This window comes from Tanticharoenia sakaeratensis NBRC 103193, assembly GCF_000963885.1.
Classification (GTDB): domain Bacteria; phylum Pseudomonadota; class Alphaproteobacteria; order Acetobacterales; family Acetobacteraceae; genus Tanticharoenia; species Tanticharoenia sakaeratensis.
Genome location: NZ_BALE01000031.1, coordinates 18,028 through 43,598 on the forward strand (window position 1 = coordinate 18,028; position 25,571 = coordinate 43,598).

General features: G+C 62.3%; 18 protein-coding genes. 9 read left to right on the plus strand and 9 right to left on the minus strand.

Annotated elements, in window-relative coordinates:
* Nucleotides 1-7: 7 nt before the first annotated feature.
* Genes B8446_RS10600 through B8446_RS10610 form a run of 3 tightly spaced genes read left to right on the plus strand, consistent with a single transcriptional unit; the run spans nucleotide 8 to nucleotide 10,898 of the window.
* A complete protein-coding gene (locus B8446_RS10600) occupies nucleotides 8-5,611 on the plus strand; it encodes an HAD-IA family hydrolase (protein ID WP_048849416.1) in 5,604 nt (1,867 codons plus the stop codon).
* Nucleotides 5,611-9,318: a glycosyltransferase gene (locus B8446_RS10605; protein WP_048849417.1), complete on the plus strand. Its 3,708-nt coding sequence runs from the start codon at nucleotides 5,611-5,613 to the stop codon at nucleotides 9,316-9,318. The genes B8446_RS10600 and B8446_RS10605 overlap by 1 nt, the downstream gene beginning before the upstream one ends.
* Nucleotides 9,315-10,898 carry a hypothetical protein gene (locus B8446_RS10610; RefSeq protein ID WP_148505950.1) on the plus strand — a complete coding sequence of 528 codons (1,584 nt, stop codon included), beginning with the start codon at nucleotides 9,315-9,317 and terminating at the stop codon, nucleotides 10,896-10,898. Before B8446_RS10605 ends, B8446_RS10610 begins: the two co-directional genes overlap by 4 nt.
* 15 nt (nucleotides 10,899-10,913) lie before the next feature.
* Here the strand turns inward: B8446_RS10610 and B8446_RS10615 are convergent, their stop codons facing one another.
* Nucleotides 10,914-11,708: an ABC transporter permease gene (locus B8446_RS10615; protein ID WP_048849421.1), complete on the minus strand. Its 795-nt coding sequence runs from the start codon at nucleotides 11,706-11,708 to the stop codon at nucleotides 10,914-10,916.
* A gap of 217 nt (nucleotides 11,709-11,925) precedes the next feature.
* Between B8446_RS10615 and B8446_RS10620 the strand changes: the two genes are divergently transcribed.
* The 3 genes from B8446_RS10620 (at nucleotide 11,926) to B8446_RS10630 (ending at nucleotide 14,977) form a co-directional block, all read left to right on the plus strand.
* Nucleotides 11,926-12,954 (plus strand): glycosyltransferase family 61 protein, encoded by a 1,029-nt coding sequence (locus B8446_RS10620; RefSeq protein WP_048849424.1) that lies wholly within the window; start codon nucleotides 11,926-11,928, stop codon nucleotides 12,952-12,954.
* Between the two features lie 11 nt (nucleotides 12,955-12,965).
* Nucleotides 12,966-13,607, plus strand: a complete 642-nt coding sequence (locus tag B8446_RS10625; RefSeq protein ID WP_048849426.1) for a hypothetical protein — start codon at nucleotides 12,966-12,968, stop codon at nucleotides 13,605-13,607.
* A 137-nt stretch (nucleotides 13,608-13,744) separates the two neighbouring features.
* A complete protein-coding gene (locus B8446_RS10630) occupies nucleotides 13,745-14,977 on the plus strand; it encodes a polysaccharide biosynthesis/export family protein (RefSeq protein WP_048849532.1) in 1,233 nt (410 codons plus the stop codon).
* A 32-nt stretch (nucleotides 14,978-15,009) separates the two neighbouring features.
* On the opposite strand, the gene B8446_RS10635 is transcribed toward B8446_RS10630, so the two are convergent.
* Nucleotides 15,010-15,657, minus strand: a complete 648-nt coding sequence (locus tag B8446_RS10635) for an ABC transporter ATP-binding protein (RefSeq protein ID WP_048849428.1) — start codon at nucleotides 15,655-15,657, stop codon at nucleotides 15,010-15,012.
* A gap of 6 nt (nucleotides 15,658-15,663) precedes the next feature.
* Nucleotides 15,664-16,833, minus strand: a complete 1,170-nt coding sequence (locus tag B8446_RS10640) for a capsule biosynthesis protein (RefSeq protein ID WP_241767743.1) — start codon at nucleotides 16,831-16,833, stop codon at nucleotides 15,664-15,666.
* Nucleotides 16,834-17,151: 318 nt separating this feature from the next.
* Here B8446_RS10640 and B8446_RS10645 point away from each other — a divergent pair, with 318 nt between their 5' ends.
* From B8446_RS10645 to B8446_RS10655, 3 genes are read left to right on the plus strand one after another with little or no spacing between them, the layout of a single operon-like run.
* Nucleotides 17,152-17,760 carry a sterol desaturase family protein gene (locus B8446_RS10645; protein WP_048849430.1) on the plus strand — a complete coding sequence of 203 codons (609 nt, stop codon included), beginning with the start codon at nucleotides 17,152-17,154 and terminating at the stop codon, nucleotides 17,758-17,760.
* A gap of 12 nt (nucleotides 17,761-17,772) precedes the next feature.
* The gene (locus tag B8446_RS10650) at nucleotides 17,773-18,948 is read left to right on the plus strand and encodes a glycosyltransferase family 4 protein (RefSeq protein WP_048849431.1); all 1,176 of its coding nucleotides are present in this window, start codon (nucleotides 17,773-17,775) and stop codon (nucleotides 18,946-18,948) included.
* A 41-nt stretch (nucleotides 18,949-18,989) separates the two neighbouring features.
* Nucleotides 18,990-20,342, plus strand: coding sequence for a glycosyltransferase family 4 protein (locus B8446_RS10655; RefSeq protein WP_048849433.1), 1,353 nt, complete (start codon nucleotides 18,990-18,992; stop codon nucleotides 20,340-20,342).
* Between the two features lie 18 nt (nucleotides 20,343-20,360).
* Here the strand turns inward: B8446_RS10655 and B8446_RS10660 are convergent, their stop codons facing one another.
* The 6 genes from B8446_RS10660 to B8446_RS10685 form a co-directional block, all read right to left on the minus strand.
* Nucleotides 20,361-21,308: a glycosyltransferase family 2 protein gene (locus B8446_RS10660; protein WP_048849434.1), complete on the minus strand. Its 948-nt coding sequence runs from the start codon at nucleotides 21,306-21,308 to the stop codon at nucleotides 20,361-20,363.
* Between the two features lie 35 nt (nucleotides 21,309-21,343).
* Complete coding sequence (locus B8446_RS10665; protein WP_048849436.1) at nucleotides 21,344-22,135, minus strand: ABC transporter ATP-binding protein; 792 nt, start codon at nucleotides 22,133-22,135, stop codon at nucleotides 21,344-21,346.
* On the minus strand, nucleotides 22,132-22,917 hold the full coding sequence (locus tag B8446_RS10670) for an MlaE family ABC transporter permease (RefSeq protein ID WP_048849438.1): 786 nt from the start codon (nucleotides 22,915-22,917) through the stop codon (nucleotides 22,132-22,134). The genes B8446_RS10665 and B8446_RS10670 overlap by 4 nt, the downstream gene beginning before the upstream one ends.
* A gap of 346 nt (nucleotides 22,918-23,263) precedes the next feature.
* Nucleotides 23,264-24,505 (minus strand): DUF4097 family beta strand repeat-containing protein, encoded by a 1,242-nt coding sequence (locus B8446_RS10675; protein WP_048849439.1) that lies wholly within the window; start codon nucleotides 24,503-24,505, stop codon nucleotides 23,264-23,266.
* A complete protein-coding gene (locus tag B8446_RS10680) occupies nucleotides 24,502-25,326 on the minus strand; it encodes a hypothetical protein (RefSeq protein ID WP_048849441.1) in 825 nt (274 codons plus the stop codon). The genes B8446_RS10675 and B8446_RS10680 overlap by 4 nt, the downstream gene beginning before the upstream one ends.
* Nucleotides 25,326-25,550, minus strand: coding sequence for an envelope stress response membrane protein PspB (locus B8446_RS10685; protein WP_084712266.1), 225 nt, complete (start codon nucleotides 25,548-25,550; stop codon nucleotides 25,326-25,328). Before B8446_RS10685 ends, B8446_RS10680 begins: the two co-directional genes overlap by 1 nt.
* Between the last annotated feature and the right edge of the window lie 21 nt (nucleotides 25,551-25,571).

Below are 25,571 nucleotides of genomic sequence, written 5' to 3' on the forward strand. Positions count from 1 at the left end.
GTCTTGCATGGTAACGATTTCTTCCCTGTCCGAGATTCGGCATCTCGATATCGAGCAGGACCTGGTTTCGTTCGACGTATTCGATACGCTCGTCTATCGGCGTTATCTTGAAGTCAACGAGGTTCACGACCTGGTCAGCGCGTTCGCTCTCAGCGTTCTTGGCAAATTCGGCAGCGAGCTCCCGGGCGACCTGACCCTGACACGCTACGCGACGACCAATACCCTCAAGGCTTCGGCCCAGAAGCGCGTCGAGGAGCCGTCTCTCGAAGACGTCTGGACCCGCCTGTTCGTGGCCCGTCTCGGACTTAACGAACAGGCCATCGAAGGCGCTCGCAAGGTCGCCGCATTCGAGTTCGAAATCGATCGGCAGAATCTGTATGCGGTCGACGGCGCAGCGGACATGCTCTCGTCGCTACGCGCGAAGGGTAAACGCCTGGTCGCCGTGTCGGATATGTATTTCTCGCAGTCGCAGGTCGAGAAGATCCTCGAAAGTGCCGGACTGCTCCAGTTTTTCGAGCGTGTCTTCGTCTCGGCCGACGAAAATCTGACGAAGCACTCCGGCAACCTGTTCGGACATGTGTGGAAGAGCTTTGGCGTAACCGCCGCAAGAGCTTTGCACGTGGGAGACAACACGCATTCCGACGTCGCGATGCCGCGAAGCCTGGGCGCTGCCGCGGTGCATGTCGCACATGCTCCGTTGCTGAAAATCGACCGTCCCGACTACGGCCGTCGCCCGGACATCCACATGGAAGTCGGCGATCTCTGCAAGCTGTTCCTCGCGCAGCTGATGTTCTGTGCACAGAGCGACGGCACCGATAAGGTCTTTTTCCTCAGCCGCGACGGGTGCCTGCTCAACAAGGTGCTCCAGCGCTGGAATTCACCGCTGCTGCAGGCGTTCTTCACGCCTGTCGAGAGCGAGGACCTGTTTCTCAGCCGTGCGACCACGTGCTGGCTCAACGTCAACTTCCAGGAACGTTGGCTGCTGCAGTCCCTTGGACATGCATTCTGGCTGCACCACGGCAAGGCAACGCCTCGTCAGTTGTCCGCCATGTTCGGAATTGCCCAGATACCGTCCGGGCTCGATGCCGATCGCATCTATTTCTCGGCGACCGAAACATTCGTGGTCCTCGACGCGTACGTCGCGGCCGGTCTTGAAGACGACATCCGAAAGGCCATTCTCGAAAAGCGCGCCAGCGCACGCGCATACCTCCGTGATTCAGGCTTCTTCGATCATCGCAGTGTCCATGTCTGCGACGTGGGCTATTCGGGCACGGTCGTGCGTGACCTCAACACGTTCTTCCTGCAGGAAGGATCCGACGATCTCCAGCAGTCGATACCGCAGGTTCATTTTCACTGCATCGCAACGAACAGCAACTACACCGGAAATGCCCGCGCCGCACTGCCGCACGTCCTGTTCCAGGATGACGTCATCCTTGCCGATGCCGCCATACCGACGCCGCTGAAGGAAAGCTTCGCGTGGCTCGAGATGTTCTTCAAACATCCGCTGTACGGCCCGCTGCTGGGTTTCAGGCAGGAAGGTGGAAAAACCGTCCCGTCCTACGAGGTCGCGACACAGGAAGATCCTCATCACCCGTCGCACCAGATCCTCGCCACGATCGCGTCGGACCCGTCGGATATCGTTTTCCTGTGGATGGCGGCGATCCGGTTCTGGTCGCAATTCACCGACCCGCTGCTCAATCGTTTCATGCATCCCGACAAGGCGACGATCGAGCAGATGCTCAGCGACGTCTACGAAGTCGATGCCGTCAGCGGCAAGACACGCAGCGTCGTCCTGCTGGCGCCGGAACTGACGGATGAGGAAATCCACAGACGCGCGCGCGAAGAGGACTACTGGATCCCGGGCTCGATCACGGCCTCGCGTCTCGCACGCGATGCCATGCGTCCCGACCATAACCGGACGACGCATCCTCGGCTCGATGCCCTGATCACAGGTCATCTCGATGCGATACGCTCGACAGAGGCACAGGGCTTCGACCCCGTATTCTACCGGCGCTTCTATCGCGATCTCAACGCGCTTCCGAACGATCGCGCGCTGGAAGATCATTACCTGACCCACGGGAAACTGGTGGGCCGGTTCGGATCGGAGCCGGAGATGCTGACGCAGCTCCACGCTCTGATGCGGGACATGCCCGCCGGATTTGATGCCGGCGCCTATTTCCTGGCCAACCCGGACCTTCCGGTGCTCGAGCCCTGCACCTGGCAGGCCGTTCAGCATTATGCGCGCGTCGGCGGCGCGGAACGTCGGCCGTTCCATCATGATTTCGGCGAAATCGACGAGGCATTCGAAAGCCTCGTCACAAGCGGTTCGGTCACGTTGACCGAGGTCGAGCGCGCAGAGCATGAAAAGGGCGCGCCAGCCCGTGTCCTGCTTCTTCGGCGGTATGGGGCCGTCAGTAGCCCATGGCTTGCCATGATCGATCTGCAGGAATTCAACGCGCTGAATTTCGCGTGGTCTGCTCCGACGCGGAACGTAGCCGAAGCAGCTCTCGCCCTGCTCGAGGATGGCATTGCGCGCCTGGCGCCGCTGTCGCTGTCTGCGGCATTCGATCCCCAGTTCTACCGCCGCCAATATCCGGATGTCGCCGATCTGGACGACGCGGAAGCGTATCGTCACTGGTTGTCGGCCGGCAGCCTTCTGAACCGTGCGCCGTCCGAAGAAGCAGCCCTTGATCGCATGATCGGGCAACGGACCTACCCGCCGGCTTTTCGTTGGGACATGCTGCAGAAGCGCGACCCGGCACGCCTTGGCCGTGCGACACGCCTCGAGCTGCTCGACGAGTTTCTCAACACGGCCTATCCGGACCAGACGGACCTGGTGGAGGGAACCGGAAGCGGTGACTTGTGGGTCGCCCGATCTGCACGGGCCGCCGCATCCGGCGACCACGAGACCGCACGTGCGGCGCTGGTCGAGGCAACCCGGGCCGAGCCAGAGCGGGGCGTCTTCTGGCATACGCTCGGCGATTATTACAGCGCTCGCGGCGATCTGCATGCGGCATTGCAGGCATTCAGTCGATCTCTTGAGACCGACACGCCGAACCGCTGGAGTTTCATCAACTGCATCCGGATCAGTGCGGAGCTCGGGGCCTACGAAAACGGCCTGCGTTACCTGAAGGCAGCGCAACCGGTCTGGAAGGATACGCAGCCGTGGCGCGAGGCGCGGCAGATACTGTTCCAGCGCTGGTTCGACGACCGGGCCCTGCACTGCTACGATCCGCTTCTGAAAACCGACGTGCGGGCAAACAGCCATGCCGACACACGGTTCAGACGCTTCATGAAGACGTTCGTCCCTGCAGTCGCCTCGACCGGCATTCCTGAACAGCTGGAACTGGCACGCGACAACGGGCCCATCCTGATCCTTTCCGGCTCCGTCATTTCCGAGCGAACGCGCTGGGAGGCCGCCCTGCGTGCGCCGAACGGCGAATCACGCCGGGTCATGCTCTTCTCGCGCGAGCAGCTCGACCTGTTTTCCGAGAGTCTTCCCGGTGCTTCGGTCGCATTGTTCCATGAGGTCGAGATCGATTCCCTGGTTCTCGACGTATTGCTGACGGCCAAGGCTGTCGGCGTACGGAGGCTCTTCTGGGCTGGCCCGCTAGGTCGCACGGACGACCCGACCTCGCCCGATCTGTCCGATCTGGCATGGAGCGATTTCCTCCTTGCCCGTGACAGTCGTGAGGTCGGCACGACGCTGCGCTCGATCTATGCTGCGACGCTCTGCGATGACGTTGTCCTGACAACACCTTCACTTGTCAGCAGCTTGAACGAACTCGGCATCCGGCCGCACATGGGCAGCTCCGCATTGCTGGAAGCACTGCGCGAGACCCATGATCTTTTTCCACGAGCGCCCGGCGCCACCCGCCTGTTCTGCGCCCTGACCGGGCGGCCGGCACGTGCTACGCCCGATGACAGACAGGCTCAGGCGCCGCAGATCGGCCAGATCGACCTGATGTCGTGTCTCGGCAATCTGCTCCGCAACAATCCGGGCCTGTCGATTCTGGTCGAGGGCATGGATGCATCACTCGAGATCCCGAAGGGCCTTGGATCGCGAATCGAGCGACTGTCCCAGTCACTGACATTCGACCAGAGACTTGCGGCGCTGAGCCAGTGCGCAGGCGTGCTCGATCTGCGTCATTCGAGGCGTGACCGACGTGCCCTGGAGGACGAGGCATCCTGGAGCGGCCTGCCGACAGTCCTTCTTGCCGACTGTCCGTCCCTGCCGGGCTCGAAGGCAAACCGGGTCGCAACCGTCGCCGAACTTGCAGCCAGAGTAACCGCCTGGCTGGCAGGCCCGACGACTCTGGTCGATTCTGGCGCGGCAGCGCGATCCACGTTCGACACCTTGCTGGCCAAGGCGCCGGCAAGCCTGGCGCCGCTTCGCGCCATACCGGAAGCAAAGGCGAAGCCGCGCATCCTGCTCGCCAATCTGTTCGCCCCGCCCCAGACAATCGGGGGCGCCACGCGCGTGGTTGCGGACAATCTGGACTACATGATCACCAACGCAGCCGATGACTACGATTTTGCGGTCCTGACGTCGGATGACGACAACCGCCATCGTGGTGTGACACGCATCGACAGCTGGCGGGGCGTGCCTGTCTTCCGGATCGCCACTCCGCAGGAAATCGACATGGACTGGCGGACCTATAATGCCGAAGTCGATCTTCATGCCCGGCACGTGATCGACCTGGTCAAGCCCGACCTTGTTCATATCCACTGCCTGCCACGGCTTTCCGTCGCCGTGGCCGAGGCCTGCCGGAGCATGGGCGTGCCTTATGTCATCACGCTCCATGACGCGTGGTGGCTGTCGGACTTCCCCTTCCTGGTGCAGGAAAATGGTACGCCAGCCGGCATCGATCCCAATCCGTCCACCCAGCCCTACTCGCATCGTATCGGCCTCCCGCGCAGCCTCGAGCGCGCAGTGCGCATGCGCGCCGCCTTGAAGGGCGCCATGCGCCTGCTGTCCGTGTCGGAGGAATTCGCGCAGGTCTATCGTCAGGCCGGATTTACCGTTTCCACAATCGCCAACGGCGTTTCGCCACTCGAACCGGCTGCACGGACATCGTCTTCAGGCCGTGTGCGGCTGGGCCATGTCGGCGGCCTTCAGCATCACAAGGGCGCCTACCTGATCGAGGCTGCCCTGCGCGCCCGTAACTACTCCAACCTGTCGCTCACGATTCTCGAACTTGCGCGGGATCCGGGCTCCCCCCTCTACACGACATGGGGCAACACACCGGTGGTCATTCGCGGCAAGGTACCGGCCGAGAAAATTTCCACGCTCTATGCGGAGATGGATGTGCTCCTCGCACCGTCGACCTGGCCGGAAAGTTTCGGCCTGGTCTCCCGCGAGGCCGCACAATGCGGACTGTGGGTCGTGGCCAGCAATCAGGGCGCCATGGGCTCGGATATCGTCGAAGGCGAAAACGGATTTGTAATCGATACGACGTCGCCGGCGGATCTCGTGCGTGTCCTTGAAGTCATCGACGCGGATCCGAAGCGTTTCACGGCGTCCCCGCATGGTCCCCTCGCACCTCAGCGGCAGTCCGACGACCAGGCACGCGATGTACTGGCACTCTACAAAACGTTGATCGCGCACTGATGCGCGTGTTCCGGTCCGGTCGGTTCCTGCGCAAGGACGCCTCGCCCGAGCGGCATGTCCAGGCAGGGGATCGACACAACCGGGAGCGGAACTGGCCGGCCGCGGCACAGGAATATCGGGCGGCCGTGGCCCTTGATCCAACGCTTGCGCATATCTGGGTGCAGCTTGGACACGCCTGCAAGGAAAATGGCGACCTTGCCGAAGCGGAAGCAGCCTACCGACAGGCCGCCAGACTTCTGCCGGACGACATCGAGCCATGGCTGCTGCTAGGACATCTCCTGGCCCTGAGCGGCAAGCCACAGGCGAGTATCGATGCGTTCACCGAAGCGCAACGCCTGTCCGCGGACCCGGATCTGGCCGCGGATGCCCTGAGCGCACAACGCACGCAGCTCGCAAACCCTGCACGGCCATGGACCGCCCCAGACTGGCTCACGGACGAAATTCACTCTTACTGGCGGGCACAAGGCTTTTCCGATCCTGCCCTCGGGCTCTTCGACCCTTGGGCATACTGGCAGCTGAACCGGGACGTCCGCCTGCAGGTCGCAACCATTCGTGCGATCGATCTGGTTCGTCATTTCTGCGAAGAGGGTATCGAGCGCGGGTTGCCGTTCAGTCTGGTCGAGGCATTCGATCCGGATTTCTACCGTGCCTTCCAGCTGGACAACATGCCGTTCAGCACCACGAACGCGTATCGGCATTGGCTCGGAACCGGCATAGCAAATCATGTGCCGCCCAATGCGCGCCGGTGGATCCAGAGCCTTCTGGGCGACGATGTCACAACTCTCGCAGGCCTTGATCCACTCCTGTCCTGCGCGTTTGCAGACCCGGATGCGGCGCGCCATACGCAGCGGACCGTCATCGAAGGATTCATCGCAGACGTCGTGCTCGATGCGCGCCGTCCGATCATCCCAAACCAAAGCAATGCGCCAGTTCTGCACGCAGTCGCCCGGCGCGCCGAACGGAGCCGGGACAAGAAACTGCGTTCGGGCGCCCGGGCATTGCGGGAACGAATCCACCTGCACGTCCCGGATTTCCGCGACAATACCCGCGCCCTGGCCGAAGCGACCATCGCACGAGGGCTTGATGGCGCGAGCAGGTCACTGCTGCAAAGCCTGATTGCCGGTCCGGACGAGCCGGCACGGACGTTCAGCGCGCTTGCGCAGGTGGTAGAGCGGCTCGGCCTGCGTGATACGGCCCTCGCGACTATCCGGTCAGGTTGCGACACATGGCCTGGAAACGTCGCATTGCGCCGGACTGCCGAACAACAGGCAGATCGCTGGTTCCATCAGATCTGGGATGAAGCGCTCGCCATGGCGCGCCTCGGTCGCATCCCCGATGGACAGGCCCACATTGCCGAGTTCCTGGACCAACTGCCACGGGCTCGTGCTGACGAGCGGAGGCGAACAAACCGCGGACGTTCGATCGCCATCGTGGGCATGATGAACCTGCCTCAATGCAATTTGTATCGCATCGATCCACGGCGCGAGCAGCTCGAACGTCAAGGCTATGACGTCAGGGTCTTCGATGCCCTGACGGACGTCGAGGCATTTCGTGCCGCCGTGGCGGCCTTTGACGCCGTGATCTTCTACCGCGTTCCTGCCTATCCCGCGCTCGTTCGAGCGATAGACGACGCCCACGCCGTCGGCGCCGTGACGATCTACGAGATAGATGACCCGATCTTCGCAACGGATCTGTATCCCGAGCCATTTGAGACTTATGCCGGATCGATCAGCCAGGAAACCTATTACGGATTGGCGTTAGGAGCGCCACTGTTTGCCAAGGCCATGGCGCTCTGCGATCACGCGATCGCCTCGACGAAGCCGCTTGCGGAACTGATGCGCCCCCATGTGTCCGGTCGCATGTTCGTTCTTCCAAACGGCTTGGGCAATGCCCACGAAATCGCGATGCGTCGCCATGGCAAGGCACGTTCGAAACCTCCGGGCGCGCCCGTTACGATCTTCTATGGCAGCAACACGAACGCCAATCGCGCCGAAATCAGCCAGATACTCGAACCCGCGCTGGTACAGATCATCAGGCAGCACGGCGCAAATGTCCGATTGTGCATCATCGGCACGCTGGCAGAAGACAGCGTGTTGCGCGACCTGGACGCGAATGTTCTGCTTCTGCCCGTCATCAAGGACGTGCAGGCTTATTGGGCTCTGCTGGCGTCTGCCGACATCAACCTGGCGGTGCTTGCACCATCGGCCATCACGCATACCAAGAGCGGCATAAAGTGGCTCGAGGCCGCCATGTTCGGCATCCCGTCCATCCTGAGCGACACGCAAGGCTATCATGACGTCGCGCGGGACGAGACGACCGCGCTGTTTGCCACCACGTCATCAGACTGGGTCAAGGCGCTGAACCGCCTCATCACCGATGAAGGGCTGCGGCGGAAAATAGGGGAGGCCGCCTATCGGGATGCGATCTCGATCCATGGGCCGGAACGCCTCTCGCGGCTTTGCCACGACATCCTGACGGAAGTTGAGCCCACGCCGGACACGCGTCCGCGAATTCTCGTGGTCAACGTCTTTTATCCGCCTCAGGCGATAGGAGGGGCAACCCGTGTCGTGCATGACACCGTGGTTGATCTGTCCCGGGCCGAAAATCCGAAATACCATTTCGAGATCTTCACATCGCTCGAGGGCGGTACGCCGCACGTGCCGGAAATCCATGTCCGGGATGGCGTCGCGGTGACCGCTGTCGGTCCCCTGGACGTCGAGGACAAGGATGCCATTGCCGACGATCCGCTCATGGTGGAGCAGTTCGAAACAGTCGTCGATCGCGTTCGCCCGACACTTGTGCATTTCCATTGCATCCAGCGTCTGACAGTCGGAATCGTCGACGCGCTCAGGGCACGCGACATCCCTTACTGCATTACAGTGCATGATGCGTGGTGGATTTCGGACTATCAGTTCGCAATCGACAAACTCGGTCATGAACGCCTCTACAACTACGCCAATCCCCTCGAAACACTCGCCCGGTGCGGCTCCGCCGCGTTCGAACGGATGGAACATCTGAGATCGGCGCTGTTCGGCGCACGCGCCATCATTGCCGTGTCCCGGTCATTCGGCGAATTGTACCAACGATGCGGCATACCGAACGTGCGCGTAATCGAGAACGGCATCACACCGTTGATACCCGCCGCACGGGCCCATCGTCCCGATGGCGCCATTCGTCTTGGATTCATCGGTGGCCTCTCCCGCCATAAGGGCTGGGACCTGATCCAGATTGCGTTGCGACAGGGCAATTTCTCGAACCTCGAGCTTCTGGCCATTGATCATGCCATGGCCGCCGGCGAGGAACGCGCCGATACCTTTGGCACGACGCCTGTCGTCTTTCGCGGCAAGACGGCACAAGCCGACATCACGACCCTCTACGCCGATATCGATGTCCTGCTGGCGCCATCCATCTGGCCGGAAAGTTTCGGTCTGGTCACACGCGAAGCGGCGTTGTGCGGTTGCTGGGTCATTGCCTCGCGCCTGGGCGCAATCGGCGATGCGATCGAACATGGCGTCAACGGCTTCCATGTCGACGTCTCGACGGCCGATGGTCTTCGGGATCGTCTGGCAACCATCGACGCCAACCCCGCGCTGTTCCGTCAGCGTCCTCCACCGCTTTCGGAGGTGCGCACGGCGCAGGATCAGGCACGCGATGTCGCGCTCCTCTACAACGAACTCCTGTCGCAGATGGAGATAATACCTGCATGACCCGTCGACCCGACACTCGCACAAATGCCGTCAACCGGCGTACCATGGTCGGCCTGGGCCTCGCCATTCCCCTCGCGGCACCCGCCGCGGCCGCCACCGCGAACGGTACGGCGGCGCTCAGAGTGGACGAAGCCATTCTGCGGCAGCACGGCGCAGCACTCGACGGCCACACGGACGATCTGAGCGTCTTCCAGTCGTTCGTGGATCACGCTTCAACGGCAACGCCCGACAATTCCTGCCCACTGATCCTGTTCGACCTCCCGGCCTGCACGATCCTCTTCTCCGGCCCGCTGCAAACCGGAAGGTGCAACATCACCGTGCGCGGCGCCGGTCAGGATCTGACGCTTTTCATTATGCGCACAGGCGGTCAGGGTCTGCTGCAGCACGGTACCGAGCAGCATCCCGCATCGGGCTATCTGCAGTTGCAGGACATCGGTTTTCATGACGGCAACCCGAAAGGGAGCGGCTGCACGGGCATCTCGATCCATTTCGCCGAAAACGCGCCCCAGTCGGCCATGACCTGGCAAGGCGTCGCTCTGCGCAAATGGACCCAGGGTGCACGGGTCGTGAACTGCCCGCGCAACTGGCATTGTGAAAACGTCACGGTCTTCGGGCCGGATTTCGCCCTGCAGTCAGGTGCGGGGTTCGGAATCGCCAGTGCGCCACGGTTCGCCCAAGGGTGTTTCACCTACGTCTTCATCAACGTGCTGGTCGCCAATTACACTTGGGGTTGGGACTATGACATCCAGTCTCCCCTCGAGGGGCAGCGCTTTTACTCCTGCACCTGCTATAACGGCTGGGGCATGGTGCGCGCTCGCGTTCATGCGACCCCGGATGCGCGCGACTCACTTGATGAAAGCTACCGCAGCGTCATCTGGTATTTCATGGAGTGCGACTGGCAGGGGTTCGGATACGCACTGGATCTCGTGCACTGCCGGAACATCATCGTGCGCGGAGGCTTCTATATCGCCAACCGTAACACGGATCACCTGCCGATACCTGATGCGCGCCCACGCCGCCGCTACATGAGTTTCGTCGGCTGCGGGGACATCCTGCTTGACGGCGTCAAATTCGACGTCTTTGCCGGAAGCGAGCCTGACCTTTCGCTCGTCTATGTCGATGCATCATCCGACCACTTCCGGGCACGAGACACGAATGTGCTGTCGTATGCGCCGATCCACTGCGCCTTCGAATTCGCAGACACGGACAAGCCCAATCCCCAGCGCAACACACTGTCCGAAATCGACACGGTCTGGGCTGCGTGGTCGGGCGGCGAGAAAGTTCGCGACAACGGCGGCAACCAGATCGCCCAGACGTCTGCGCGCGACCTTGGCGGCGACATGACGGCGGCCGGCAGGATCTCCCTTCAGGGCAGTGCCAAAGTGACGGGACGGCAGATGCAGATCGCGCTCCCCCGTCGGCCAGGTGGTCAGCCCTGGTTCTCAAAACCGCCTGTCGTGATGGTTCAGGGCCAAGGCGGCGAAGCGCCCGTCAACCTGCTGGATGTGACGATTGAACGGATAATTGTTAAAGCCGACAGCAAGGTTACAAACGTCATGTGGACGGCTGTCGGGGAATGACAGCGCGTCCCTCCATCACTCGACCCGGATGAACTTCCTGACGCGCAGCGTCAGGGAGAGGCCGATCATGATCATGATGCTCGTCGCATAAGCATCATACGTCATGCTGTAATAAGGGTGCATTGTGTCCCCGAACTGGCCGCCCCGGATCATCTCGATGTTGTTGACCGACGGAGACCAGAGCATGAGATTGCGCGCCCGCTCGGGAAGCCAGGCGCAGATCGAGAAAGCGCCGGAAAATGGCAGCGACAGGTAGGAAAACACGCCGACGGACTTTTCCACCAGCTCGGATCGCTGGCTCAGGGCCGCAACCAGCAGGGCTGTCGCAAACGAGAAGGCACACTGGAAAAGGATCCCGGCATAGAGCAGCCCGATGTCCTTCGGTGGCTCCATGTAGCCGATCAGTATCGCACCGCTTGCCACGATAAGGCCGGCCATGAGCGTCCCCATGATCTCAAGGGCGCTTCTGGCCGCAATGATGTCGAGCGGGGTGACCTGACGATGGTACAGCAGGCTTCCGTTCGCCTCGAAAGCGCGGATCGACGACATGAGGCAGTGTCGCCACATCGTCAGCGGCACATATCCCGTAACCACGACTGCAGTTGTCTGGAGCCCATGATCGTGTGCCGGTCGAATGGCCGTCCATGCGATGGCAACGCCTGCACAGAAAAGGATCGGCTCGCCGACGATCCACAAATACCCCAGGTTCTCGCGTCCGAATCTTGTATGGAGTTCGCGCATCATCAGTGCGCCGATGACCCTTATCTGGATCTGAAAACTCGCGCGAAGTCTCTGCCCGATGCCACGCATACGATTAATCCGCCTCCATGGCACCGGTCCGGTGCGCTGATTGTCGTCTTCCACGGATGTGCTTTCGGGGCACCTTGCCTCGTCAGGGCACCTATCGCATACATTCGGCCGCCGATAAACACGTCTCGCCGGAGGCACCCTAGTGTGTAACCGCGGCTGGCTGCCGGCCGCCCGAAGAGGAAGCTGATGATATATCGCTGCCGGGATAGAGGATTCGATGACCTTACGTGACGTTCAGACCGTCTGGGGCGGAAGCAGGCTCGTCAGATCCCGACCGCTCGTCGAAACACACCACGACGTCATCTTCGTACCGCTTACCGAAGGGGTCGACATTGTTCAGGACCCCCGCTGGGGGCTCTTTTCCAGAGACGGGCGGCTGATAGAGGCATCAGGGTATTTTCGCGGTAAGGAACATCGCCTCGTCTGTCACAATCACAGGACAGACCTCGATATCAATACGCTCCCGGTAGCCCCTGAAGAGCACTATATCTACGGCGGTCCGATCATTTATCACTTCGGGCATTTTCTCATCACATCCATGGCACGCCTGTGGTGCCTGGAACAGGCGCCGCTGACCGCCCCGCTACTGTGTCACAGCCACGGCCCCATCCCGAACTGGTTCCATCTGCCTTATCGTGGGCAGCTTTGGGGCGCCTGCGGGATAGACCAGGCGTCCTTCTCCACGTTCGATCGTCCCACGCGCATTCGAAGCATCACTATCCCGCGCGTGTCCCTGGAAGAACAGAACTTTGTTCATGCGGCATACGGCAGAATGTGCCGACGGATCGGCGATGCCCTGATCGGCGACACGCCGATCAGGGACAATTCCCGCCCTGTCTATTTGAGCAAGCACCTGATGAAGGGCGGCGTCACAAAGATAGGGAACGAAGACGAGATCATCTCTGTCTTCCAGGACGCCGGCATCGACATCATCGCTCCTGAAACACTCAGTTTCGTTGATCAGATCCGCCTGTTTCGAGAGCGTCGCATTATCATCGGAACACCTTCGTCCGCTTTTCACATGAGTGCATTCTCGGCAAGAGCGAATGACATCTTCTGTCTCCTCCCGAACGATCTTCTGAACAGCAACTTCCTTCTGATAGACAAGATCGCAAACAACAAGAGCCGCTATCTTTTCTCCACGAAAGGTTTCGAGGCTTTCAGTAATTCAGAAGGTTTTTCTGCATACAGCATTATAAACAGTCCTCGGGAAGTCGCTCAGGAACTTTTGGACCGAATAGAGTAAGGACGCACCCGGTGTCTCTTTTTGACAGTTTCGTTAACACAACAAGCGGCAAGATCGAGAAAAACGCTCATTTTTTCGCGCTCTATGACCGCTATCTGGCGCGATACAGGAACCACCCCTGCGTCCTGTACATCGTGATCGACAGCGCGCATGCAGAAGCGCAGGCCGAAATGTGGGCGCGCTACCTCGGCGCATTCGCCCAGATCGTCTGTCTGACCGAGCATGACTTCGACAGGCCGCAAATCCATGGAAGGCGCTCCGACCTCACCGACCCCTCGTTCAGAATGCGTCTTCTTGAGGAATTCGGCCCTGCCGACATCGTGATAGACGACGGCACTCACCTGCCTGACATAACCATCTCCACATTCGAGATCCTGATGGATCTCATGACTAATACCGGCCTGTATTTCATCGAGGACACCTACACGGCCTACTGGTCCAGCTATCAGGGCGAAGTGGGACGCGACAGCACGGTGATCGGCTATACCAAGGCGCTCATTGACGAGTTGCACGCCAGCTATACGAGCCATGCCATTCCGCCCAACGCATTCAGCGCACGCGTGTGTGGTATACACATTTATGACGGGCTGATCATTTATGAGTTCGGTCGCAACACCAACCATCGGAGCATGACCAACCTCGCAACGTCATAAACATGCCGGAATACGACCGTACATGCCGTACGGAAGTTTTCTGTGCACCCGAGGTTCCGGCGATGGCTCTGGACCATGCGGTCACACTGTGCCAACAGGGCTCCACCGCCGGTTCGAACGGGATTAAGAAACAAAACATGATCGTCAAGCGTTCCCGCCCGCTGCGGCCCTCCCGCGTGGCCTGTCTCGCCCTGCTCGGATTGTCGCAGACAGCACTTCTGGCATTGTCGGCCTGCGATACCCTGCCCGACAGCGGACCGAGCGAAAGCACGGTGCTGCAAACCGCACGGGACGCAAAGCGCAACCCGCTCGATTTTGCCGTAATGCCGATCACGCCTCAGGTTGCCAGCACGCTCGCTGCTGAAATCCCGCCGCTGGTCTCGTCACTCGATACGGCCGACAACGCACCCGTTCACAACGATCGCATCGGTCCTGGCGACGTGCTGACGATCACGGTCTTCGAGCTGGGCAGCGGCCTGTTCTCGTCGGGCGGCGCGGCATCGGCGGCGCAGTCCAGCGAACTCAGCGCCGTTTCCGGCGGCACGACCGGAGTGACCAATCAGAATCTGCCGCCGACGGAGGTCGAAGCGGACGGATCGATCGCCATTCCCTATGTCGGTCGCCTGCAGGTCGGCGGCATGACGCCACAGGCCGTGGCGGGCCTGATCCGGACGCGACTGGGCAGCAAGTCGCAGAATGCCCAGGTGATGGTGCGCATCGCCAATGATATCGCCAACACCGTCATCGTCTCGGGCGAGGTGCATCATCCGGGCCGCATCGTGCTCAGCACCGCTCAAGAACGCCTTTCAGACCTGATCGCCATCGCAGGCGGCGCGATCTATCCCCCCGAAGATACGCACGTCCAGCTCGTCAGACGTGATCACACAGCGGCGACAGATCTCGGGACACTCGAAACCTATCCGGAAGAGGACATCCGCGCCCGTCCGAATGACCGGGTCCACGTGATCTATCAGCCGCGGACCTATACCGTTTTCGGTGCAAGCGGAAAGGATGTGACCGAGACACCGTTCAAGTCGCCGCATGTGTCGCTGGCGGAGGCGCTGGCACGTATCGGTGGGCCCGCAGACAGCCGTGCCGACCCCAACGCCGCATTCCTGTTCCGCTTTGAAACGCCGCAGACCGCACGCAACATGGGCATCACGACACCTGCAACGCCGCAAGGCGTGCCGGTCGTCTACCAGCTCGACATGATGAACCCCACGTCCTACTTCCTGGCGCAGCGCGTCCCGATGAAGAGCCGCGACGTGTTGCTGATCGCCAATGCGAAGACCAACCGGTTCTACAAGTTCAATCAGTTGATCAGCACATTGATCAGCCCGGCCATCACGGCCGCGTGGGTCGCACGCTAAGGCAGCTACAGGCGCTCTCCGGGATTTGTCCCCTAGAGCGCCTGATAGACCTCGATGGCTTCCTCGAGAGTGTCATAGGGCTTCAGATGCCCGGAATCGAGCACGGCTACACGGTCACATGTGTCGCGCATGAAGCCCATATCGTGTGAAACCACGATCAGCGAACGCTCACTTCGCTTGTTGAACAGTTCGTCCTGACATCGTTTATGGAAGCGCGCGTCGCCGACCATGATGACTTCGTCGATCAGATAGCAGTCGAATTCGATGACGATCGACAACGCAAAGGCAAGACGCGCGCGCATTCCGGAGGAGTATGTCTTGACCGGCTCGATAAGCTGACGCCCCAGCTCCGCAAAATCATCTACAAACGCGCGCGTCTCGGTGTAATCGAGATTGTAAATCCGACAGACGAACTTGAGGTTGTCGAGACCGCTTAGGCTGCCCTGAAATGCACCACCGAACGCCAGCGGCCAGGACACACTCATCGTGCGCTCGATGCGCCCGGCGGTCATGTGCTCAACGCCACCGATCAAACGGATCAATGTGGATTTGCCGGCACCGTTTCGCCCGAGAATGCCCAGCTTCTCACCACGGTTAAGCGTGAAGCAAACCTTGTTAAGCACGCGACGGCTACCCCCATGAACGGGATAGTCCTTCGTGACGTCAATGCAACGGAGCATGGGCGCTCAGACGCTCTTGTGCTCGCGTGCACCGGAAATCAGCAACGCACCCATCAGGTAGAAAGCCAGCATGGTGGCGAAGACAATGGCCACGTCGGCCAGGCTCCGCGGATAGGCAGCGTAATCGGGCAGATCAGGCTGGGTCACCTCGTCGAGATATAATTGCTGACGGTCTGCCTGAATCCGAGCGGCATCCAATGCCGCATCCGCCGCGCTCACTTCGCGTTCCAACAACTGACGCTGGAAGGTCAGCTCATCATAGCCACTGATCTTCGGCACGAATGAACTGTCTGCTCCCGTGACCTTGGTCGAAGACTGTGCGATTTCCTCGCCAAGCGCGGTCAGCCTGCGGTTCAGGACATCAATCAAGGGGCTGTTCGGTGTCGAGCGCCGCAGTTGTTCGAGCTGAATGCGCGTCGTCATCTGCATCGTCTCGAGACCGGCAATATCTTTCAGCAGCGGCTGTGACTGCCGTTGCGGATCGATCATCGCCGTCTGGTTACGATAGGCATCGATCTTGCTGTTCACTACGCGCAGGCGGGCGATCGCCGCGTCGCGCTCGCGCAGCGAGGCGGCGATCGTGTTCTCGCGCTGACGGGCGTTCATCTCGTTGACGAGCTGCTCGGCTGCCGTCAGCAGCGCCTTGGCGATCCGCTGCGAATCAGTCGCGCTGAACGTCCGGACCTGCAGGGTCGACAGGCCGGTTGTCGTATCCAGCTCGGCTTTGACGTGCCGTCGGTAGTACGAAAAGAAGTGCTCGAACGTCGTTCCCGAATAGAAATTCGGGAAACGGGCGATTGCATCCGCTTTCGGCGTGTCATAGACGCGGGCAAGATCCTGCGTCTGCAGCAACAGATGCGCCGCATCGCGCGACGTCACATAATCTTGAACGGCATACGTATCTTCGCTGCCGCTCGAGCTTCCCGGCGAAAGAAGTCCGGCCAGCATGCCCGGGGTCTGGGACGTCTGGCCGCGAACGACGAATTCGGCCTCGGACATGTACTGCGGGGATGCGACCAGCCCGTAATAGCCGGCTGCAACGAGGGTCGGAAACACGACCACGCCGAGAAACGTCGCACGACGTCTCACCCAGGCCAGCACGCCGACCATGCGGCCGGACTCATCCGTTGCCGCCCCCGAGAAATTCCGCCGCAGACTAAGGGATGCCCTGTTCATGCGAATGGCTTGCCCCAAACTTTGCTCCAAGGCAACACATCCGCGGCAAGCCTGTGAACGAACATGTCAGAAGCGCTCGAAACGGGCACCAAATTGCCACAATTCTTTTTCAGATCAAGATGTTCAGCCAGACTGCCGCCGACGAAAGCGCTTGCGTTTGCGGAGAAACTTGCAGACAGCGTGGGACTTAAATGCGATGTGACGTGAGGTGGCAACTCACGTCTGGTACATTTGCCCTTGCTGTCGCTGCAAAGGGTAGATTTCAGTCCGTGGCGATGGGTTTGATTCGGCTCCGGTGTTGCTAGTAGGTGTGAAGCCATGTTCCGTGTTGTCCGCGCACACCCCAGCCGCATCCGCCTGTTCCAGAACAAGTGGCTCGAGCTGACCACATTGACGCCCCTGCCGGTGTTTCTCGGCGTCTGGCTGCCTGTGGCCATACTGATGGTTGTCGTCGCGTTTCGGGAGAATGCCCTGATGACAGCGGCGATCGGCCTCATCGCTGGGGGAGCCGTATGGGCGGGCTTCGAATATCTGGCCCACCGCTACATCTTTCATCTGAACCTGAGCTCGCGCCTCGGGCGACACATGATCTTCCTCATCCACGGCAATCATCACGCGGATCCGGCCGATCCGTTGAGAAGCATCATGCCGCTCACCGTGACCATTCCGCTGGGGCTCCTGATCTGGCTCGCATGCCATGCCGCAGGAGATACCGTGGGGGACGCGGTCTTCGCGGGTTTCGTGATGGGCTACATATCCTACGACTTCGTGCATTGGTCATGCCATCAGACGCGTGCTCACGGACGTCTGGCTCTTGCGCTGCGCCGTCATCATCTGCTGCATCACTACGCACGACGAGACGGAAACTACGCGACGACCGTGCCCATGCTCGACCGGCTCTTCCACACACGCATCCGGTCCCGCTGATCGTCACGTTTCATGCGGATCGGACTGGACGCACGCAACGTCGGCCGCCCCGGCGGAACCGGAATTGCCACTTACGCACGGGCGCTCGCAACAGCGATCGATGAACAGGGCGGTCAGGTCGCCTGGCTGAAGGAAGACAGGGACAACCGCAAGCGACGCGCGCAGCATGCGTCATCAGCGCAGGCCGCGCGGTTCATGAAGGCGCTCTTCAGCCGCTCTCGCATTGCGGTCCCGGCGGATACGCAAGGCAATCTGCTGGCGAACGATATCTTCCGCATCGCCCACGTGCATTTCAATATCCATGGCACGCTCCTGCCCGTCAGGACTGAAACGCCTCCCGCCCTGATGCACTGGACATGCCCCCTGTCCCTTCGTCTGGAAGGGTGTCGGAATATCGTCACGGTCCACGATCTCATCCCGGTTCTTCGTCCGGAGCTGTGCGACACGGACCCGCGCCGCATGGAGCGGCTGCTGCGTGCCGTGATCGATGATACCACCCTCGTCGTCACCATTTCCGAGACGGTCCGCCGCGACATCCTGCAGACGTTTTCCGTCCCGCCCGACCGGGTCCGGACGATCCATCAGGGCGTCGGCTTCCCGGACGGGTTGCTCCTGGCCAGCATCGAGGCCCGCGCACCGTGCCCCGAAGGAAGCTTCGTCTATGTGGGCAGCATCGAGAAACGCAAGAACATCGGCCGCCTGATCGAGGCGCACGGTCGCAGCCGGACCATGCGCATGCTGGTTCTGATCGGCCCCGATGGTTACGCGGCCCGCGAGGAACTTGCCGCCATCAACCGCCACCCGCATCCTGAACGCGTCCTGCGCCTCCCCTGGGTCGAGCGACCCCAACTCATCAAGGCACTGTCCACGGCGCGCGCGCTCGCCTTTCCATCTCTGGCCGAAGGCTTCGGCCTGCCGATCGTCGAGGCCATGCTGCTCGGGACGCCGGTCCTGACGGCCGAAGGCGGCGCAACGGGCGAAATTGCCGGCAACGCGGCCTGCCTCGTGGACGCGGAATCAACGGATGCCATCGCAGACGGGCTCCGCCGGCTTTCCGAGGACGACAGCCTTTGCGACCGTCTGGTCTCCGCAGGCTTCGCCCGCGCGGGCGCATTCGAGCCCGGACACTATGCCCGTCGCATCAACGACCTGTATTCACAGGTCCTGAACAGTCCGCCGGCGCCCTGAGACCGGCGCCCGCCATTTCTCCTTCTGGCAAGGATATCCCCGTGTCGCTCCCCTCACGCCTTCACGTGGCCCTCGACGGCTTCAATCTCGCCCTGCCCCGCGGCACCGGTGTTGCAACCTATGCCCGCACCCTGAGCCACGCGCTCGAAGCCATGTCCTGCCAGGTCGATGTCCTCTACGGCCTCAATATCTCGCCCCGCGCCAAGAGCGCCCTGCGCGAGGTGCTTTTCTTCGACCGCCTCGGCGGCGAGGAGAAACGCCAGACCGGGCGGTTCCTCACGTCGCGCTGGAAGGAGCAGCAGCGCGCCATGCTCTTCGGCCAGCGCGCGGTCGAGATCTCCGTGGATGCGCGCGTGGACATCCGTTCCTTCCGCGAGCGGCTGCCGGCCTTCGACCGGATCCTGAACGCGCGCGACCTGTTCACCACGGCCACACGCCACTACCGCCGGACCCGCCGTTTCCTGACCGTGGACCTGCCCGAGACGCCCGACATCATGCACTGGACCTATCCGCTGCCGATCCGGGTACGGGGCGCGAAGAACGTCTATACGATCCACGATCTCGTGCCGCTGCGGCTGCCTCATACGACACTGGACGACAAGGCCTTCCATTTCCGCCTGATCAACGACATCGTTCGCAGGGCCGATGCGCTGTGCACGGTGTCGGAAGCCTCACGCCGCGATATCATCGCGTTCGCCCCGACATCGGATGCGATCCTCCATAATACCTATCAGGCCGTCCGTCGCCCGGCCGACGTCATGAACCTGCCTGCCGAGATCCTCGAGCGCACCCTGCGGCAGCTCTACGGCCTGCGCCCGGACGGGTATTTCCTCTATTACGGGTCCATCGAACCCAAGAAGAACATCGGCCGTCTGATCGAGGCCACCCTGTCCGCGCAGACCGACCGGCCGCTCGTCATCGTCGGCGCCATGGCCTGGAAATCGGAAGGCGAACTGCGCCTGCTCCAGACCGGGCTGAATTCGGGTCGCATCATCCGCATGGAATATCTGCCGGAAGCGGATCTGATGGCGCTGGTGCGCGGGGCCCGCGCGGTGCTCTTCCCGTCCCTGACCGAAGGTTTCGGCCTGCCGGTCGTCGAGGCCATGACGATGGGAACGCCGGTCCTGACCTCCCGGGAAGCCTCGCTGCCGGAAGTGACGGGTGATGCGGCCTGTCTCGTCGAAGCCTACGATACACCCGACATTGCAAGGGGCATCCGCCGGCTGGACAGCGATGATGTGCTCTGCAACGCGCTGCGCAGCGCAGGTCCGGCGCAGGCCGACAAGTTCAACATGGATATCTACCAGACCCGCCTGAAAGAATTCTACGCAGCGGTTCTGGCCCGGAAGCCCGGTAGCCGGGCCCGGTCGACGGCATCCAGACGCCGCGACTGACGTCTGGACGGCCGCCGCTCAGTCGAGCCGAAGGGGCGGCGGCAAGGCCAGATAGGCGAGCCGCTTGGCTTCCAGGCGTGCCAGCGCAACGGTGTCGAGGATCAGACCGCAGGTCACCGACATCGCCGACAGCAGGACGAACCCGGTCGCCAGCACGGCGGTCGGGAGACGCGGCACAGACCCCATGCGCATGAAATCCGCAATCACCGGAATGCCGAAGGCCAGGCCCAGCAGTAGCAGGACGCCCGCGACGATGCAGAAGAACAGCATCGGCCGCTCCTGCTTCACGAGGCGGATGATGAAGGCCAGGATCCGGATGCCGTCGTGATAGGTGCGCAGCGCCGAGACCGACCCGGGCTGGCGCTCGACGTAGCGCGTCGGCATCTCCGCCATCGGCATGTGAAGCTGCAGTGCGTGCACCGTCAGTTCCGTCTCGGTCTCGAAACCCGTGGACATGGCCGGGAAGGACTTCACGTACCGCCGCGAGAAGACGCGATAGCCCGACAGCATGTCGGACAGGCGCTTGCCGAAGATCATCGTGACGAGCCCGGTCAGGACCCTGTTTCCAAGAACGTGCCCACGGCGATAGGCAGCGTCCCGGTCGGTCACGCGCACGGCATTCACCATGTCGGATCCCGTCCGCCGCATGAGATCCATCAGGGCGCCGGCCGCTTCGGCCTCGTATGTCGCATCGCCGTCGACCAGAACGTAATAGTCCGCGTCGATGTCGGCGAACATCCGCCGGATCACATGGCCCTTGCCCTGCTGCGGCTCGGTCCGGACGATGGCGCCGGCAGCCCGCGCGACCTCGCACGTCCGGTCGCGCGAGTTGTTGTCATAGACGTAGATCGCGGCATCCGGCAGGGCTGCGCGAAAGCCGTGCACGACCTGCCCGACCGCGACTTCCTCATTGTAGCAGGGGATCAGAACCGCAACCGTCGGGCGGATCAGGGAGGTGTCAGGCAAGAGTCGTTCCTCGAATGACGGCAAGAGACGGGGGCCTAGCGACGCAGTTCCATGGAGATCGGACCTTCCCTGCGTCCATGGGTGAACTGGTCCACCATCGGATTGCCGCTGTCCATGAGATCGGCCGCCCGGCCCTGCCAGATCAGCTTGCCACGATACAGCATCGCCGCCTCGTCACCGATGCGGCGGGCGGAGGCCATGTCATGCGTGATCGCAATCGCGGTCGAGCCGAGCTTCTTTACGCAATCGACGATCAGCCCGTCGATCACGGCACCCATGATGGGATCGAGACCCGTCGTCGGCTCGTCGAAAAACAGGATCTCCGGCCGGCTTGCGATCGCCCGGGCCAACCCCACGCGCTTCTGCATGCCGCCCGACAGTTCCGACGGCGACAAATCCCCGACCGACGGATCCAGCCCCACCTGCGACAGGAACGTGGCGGCGCGCGTCCGTGCCTCGGCCCGGGTGATCCTGTTGCCACGCCCGCGCTTGGCCAGCAGTCCGAATGAGACATTTTCCCAGACCGGCAGACTGTCGAACAGGGCGCCGTTCTGGAACAGCATGCCGATGCGCTCGATCAGCACCTCGCGCCGGGCCGCATTCGCCGTCAGCACGTTCTCGCCGTCGATCTCGATCACGCCGGAATCCGGCTCGATCAGACCGAGGATACAGCGCAGCAGGACAGACTTGCCGCTGCCGGATCCGCCGATGATGACGAACGACGTCCCGGTCGGCACGTCCAGGTCGATCCCGTCGAGCACGCGCTTCGGCCCGAAGGCCTTGGTCAGACCGCGAATCCGGATCTTGGGAACAGGGGCTGCCGTCATGATGCGAAAAACAGATCGGTCAGGAGATAATCGAACGCGAGCAGCAGGATCGAGGCCGCGACGACGGCCGCTGTCGTCGCAGCGCCCACGCCTTCCGCTCCGCCGCGGCTGGTGTAGCCGTGGTAGCAGCCGAGCAGCGCGATCAGGAACCCGAACACCGCCGCCTTGGCGAGCCCGACCAGCACGTCGCTTGCCGCAAGCCCCGCGAAGGTCGCTGAGATATAGGCGTCCGGCGTAAAGCCGAGCTTGGACGTCGCCACGATAAAGCCGCCCATGACGCCCAGAATGTCCGCGACCACCACGAGGAACGGCAGCGCCAGAACGCCTGCGAGCAGGCGCGGCGTCACCAGATACTTCATCGGATGGGTCGAGAGCGTGCGCAGCGCGTCGATCTGGTCGGTCACACGCATCGTGCCGATCTCGGCCGACATCGCGGCACCCACACGGCCTGCCACCATCAGCCCGGCCAGAACCGGCCCCAGTTCACGCGTGACCGACAGCGCCACCACGTCCGCGATCGCGCTCTGCACGTGATATTGCGAAAACCCCGCATAGGACTGCAGGGCGATCACGCCACCCGAGAACAGCGCGGTCAGTGCCACGACAGGCAGCGAGAAGAATCCGATCTCGATCAGGGCCGATAAGAACACACGCCAGTAGAACGGCGGGCGCACCAGATGCGACACCGCCTCGAGGGCGAACAGCGCCAGCATCCCCGATTTGCGGACACGTTCGAGGACGGCGCGGCCAAGCGCCGCAACCGGATCGAGCACGGCGTTCACGCCGGGAGGTACGCGAAGGGGAGCAACGGGCGCAACATTGTCCGCTGCCCTAGCGCGCCACGGGCCTGACGACAAGGGACGAGCCTGCGCGCGATACGAACCGTGACATCAATCCGCACCATAAAAAAAGGGCGTCCCGACCGATCGGCCCGAGACGCCCTGAAAAATTCGGGAGGAAGTCCTGAAGAAGGCACGAACGTGCTTCGACACGGATTTTCGCGCGTCGATCGCTCGCGGGTCAAGAAAATTTGTTCGAATAATCTCGCCGAAGTGATGGCGCAGCCCACCCTGCTATGACCTTCCGAATTTCGACACGCAGCATGCCCCTGACCGATAGCCGACCTGATCAGCGTTCGAGGGCACGCAATTGCCGTCGCAGATCGAAATCCTGGGACGTCACATACTGTTCGAGCCGGGCCAGACGTGGCTCGAGCGATGACAGATCATCGGACAGCCGAATCACGCGAGGATCCTCGCCGGGCGCTACTTTCGGAAACAGAGCACGCCCGCGCACCCGCCAGAGAATAGGCAGCAGGACCAGCACAAGGACGAGAAGCACGATCAACAGGGCGACCGTGCCAATCAATGTCGCAATGATCTGCGCAATTGTGTGGTGATGCCGGTCATGACTGCCCAGCACGATCCCGCCCGGTGTGATGGACCCCACGCCGGGCATCACGATCCCGCCGGGCGTGATCGAGACGACACCCGGCACGATGATCCCGCCCGGCGTGACCGATATGCCAGCGCCTCCACTGGAACCGCCGTCATTATCCATCGAAGGCAAAGGGGGAACGGGCGGGACAGGCGGCACGGGAGGAACGGGCGGCACCGCGCTCCCTGCGGCATCGTCCGAAATCCGGGCCCCGTCGGTGTTGCTGACCACCACCGATCCCGATCCGAACGTTTCCCGCGACAAGGCATGGGTTACCCGGTCGAGATGGACGTCGCCATTGCCGTAGCTGCCGAGGTGCGCGGTCACGGCCGTTCCATGCACGGCAATATCGCCGCTGCCATAGGTCGTGGCCGACAACGTATCGAAATTGCCGCCGTCAATCACGGCATCGCCGTTGCTGCGCAGGGCAATGGATCCCGTTCGGGCGTGCACCACCTGCCCGATATGCACATCGCCGACACTGTCCGATTCGACCGTCAGATTGCCGTCGAGCGTCTTTATGTCGACATCGCCCGAACTCAGCATACGCAGCGATGCGGTGGTCGCATAATCGTCGGTCAGGTCACCTGAGCCGAGGGTCGCCGTCAGTGCTCCGCCGATGCCGTAGACCGCATAGTCGGTCGAGCCGCCATCCGCGATGACGATATCCGTCCCGGGCCGTACACGAACGGTGATCTCCTCCGACCTGTCGCATCGCGTGCCCTGCACCAGCGCCATCGTGTCGGTCGCAACGAAGGTCAGATGCGACGGTGCGTCCGGGATGGCCGCGATCTGGCTCGACAGGCCGGCATCGGCCGAGATCGTGACCGACGAGAAACAGGGCGTCCGAAGCGTCAGCACCGGGGCCGCGTGTGCCGCGGCGGTGCCGAACGTCGCAATGGCAAGCACGCGCAAGAGACGCATGTTTCTCATGGCTGTTCTCCAGGCGGGGGCACCGGCGGCGACGGCGGCTGGGGCGCACCCGGCATCGGAAGGCCGGCATCGCGGCGGTCGATGATCATGCCGTTGTAATGGCTGACGCGGACACCGCCGTCGCCATGACGCAGCAGCGCACCCGTGACGGCCTCGACGTTGATCACGCTGTCGCCGTGCGCCGTCAGTGTTGCGACCTGCGCCTCACCCAGAACCGTGACGCTGGCGTGCTGCGCCGTCACGAGATTGACGGCATCGAGCTTGCCATCGGCGAAATTGGCCTGAGCATGTCCCAGAAACTGGCCCGACACCGCATTGGCGTGCGCATGTTCGATGCTCAGGACCGCATTGTCGGAAGCCGAGACCTGAAGGGCGCTGCCGACCGAACCGATCCGCACCCGGACCGTGCCCGACAGCCCGAGATGCACGGCCTGCACATCCTCCACGTCCAGCGACCCGCCACTCATCGATGCCGAAAGCGCGCCGAGCTTGCCTGCGACGTCGTAGACCGTGCTGCGACTCGGCGCGATCGACAGTCCCCCCTGCGGTGACATGCGCACCGTCAGCGACTGCGCCCCACACGCCGGGATCGACAATGTCGTCGTGTCGTGATCGACCTGCGTCTGGACCGCGCTGCCGTCGAATGAATAGCGCGATCCGCTCCCCACGGACGGATCCAGGCGCACATGCACGGCGGCGATGCACGGTGTATCCAGTCGCACCGAGCGGGTGGACGTCGTGCCGTCCACATGGGCCTGCGCAGCCCGTCCGGACAGAACCATGGCAAGGGCCGCGAATGTTACAGGGGCGATACGGGTCATCACGCGCCCCGCGTCCCGCGCCAGCCGGGCGCATCCTCGTCGAGAATGCGCTCGAGATGATCGATGCGCTCTTCCAGACGCCGCGCCTGGGCCTGCGCGCGTTCCAGCGCCGCGATATCCACGGGCACCGGCCCCATGCCCACCCTGCGCGCCAGCTTGGTCCGCTGACTGATCGTGATAACCGCGAACACGAACAGCAGGATAACGGCTAAATTCCAGTCCATGACCTAGTCTGCTTTCCCGCT

Coding starts and splice junctions, on each gene's coding strand:
- B8446_RS10600 (WP_048849416.1), top strand. CDS start 8: ATGGTAACGATTTCTTCCCTGTCCGAGATTCGGCATCTCGATATCGAG.
- B8446_RS10605 (WP_048849417.1), top strand. CDS start 5,611: ATGCGCGTGTTCCGGTCCGGTCGGTTCCTGCGCAAGGACGCCTCGCCC.
- B8446_RS10610 (WP_148505950.1), top strand. CDS start 9,315: ATGACCCGTCGACCCGACACTCGCACAAATGCCGTCAACCGGCGTACC.
- B8446_RS10615 (WP_048849421.1), bottom strand. CDS start 11,708: ATGCGTGGCATCGGGCAGAGACTTCGCGCGAGTTTTCAGATCCAGATA.
- B8446_RS10620 (WP_048849424.1), top strand. CDS start 11,926: ATGACCTTACGTGACGTTCAGACCGTCTGGGGCGGAAGCAGGCTCGTC.
- B8446_RS10630 (WP_048849532.1), top strand. CDS start 13,745: ATGATCGTCAAGCGTTCCCGCCCGCTGCGGCCCTCCCGCGTGGCCTGT.
- B8446_RS10635 (WP_048849428.1), bottom strand. CDS start 15,657: ATGCTCCGTTGCATTGACGTCACGAAGGACTATCCCGTTCATGGGGGT.
- B8446_RS10640 (WP_241767743.1), bottom strand. CDS start 16,833: ATGAACAGGGCATCCCTTAGTCTGCGGCGGAATTTCTCGGGGGCGGCA.
- B8446_RS10645 (WP_048849430.1), top strand. CDS start 17,152: ATGTTCCGTGTTGTCCGCGCACACCCCAGCCGCATCCGCCTGTTCCAG.
- B8446_RS10650 (WP_048849431.1), top strand. CDS start 17,773: ATGCGGATCGGACTGGACGCACGCAACGTCGGCCGCCCCGGCGGAACC.
- B8446_RS10665 (WP_048849436.1), bottom strand. CDS start 22,135: ATGACGGCAGCCCCTGTTCCCAAGATCCGGATTCGCGGTCTGACCAAG.
- B8446_RS10675 (WP_048849439.1), bottom strand. CDS start 24,505: ATGAGAAACATGCGTCTCTTGCGCGTGCTTGCCATTGCGACGTTCGGC.
- B8446_RS10680 (WP_048849441.1), bottom strand. CDS start 25,326: ATGACCCGTATCGCCCCTGTAACATTCGCGGCCCTTGCCATGGTTCTG.
- B8446_RS10685 (WP_084712266.1), bottom strand. CDS start 25,550: ATGGACTGGAATTTAGCCGTTATCCTGCTGTTCGTGTTCGCGGTTATC.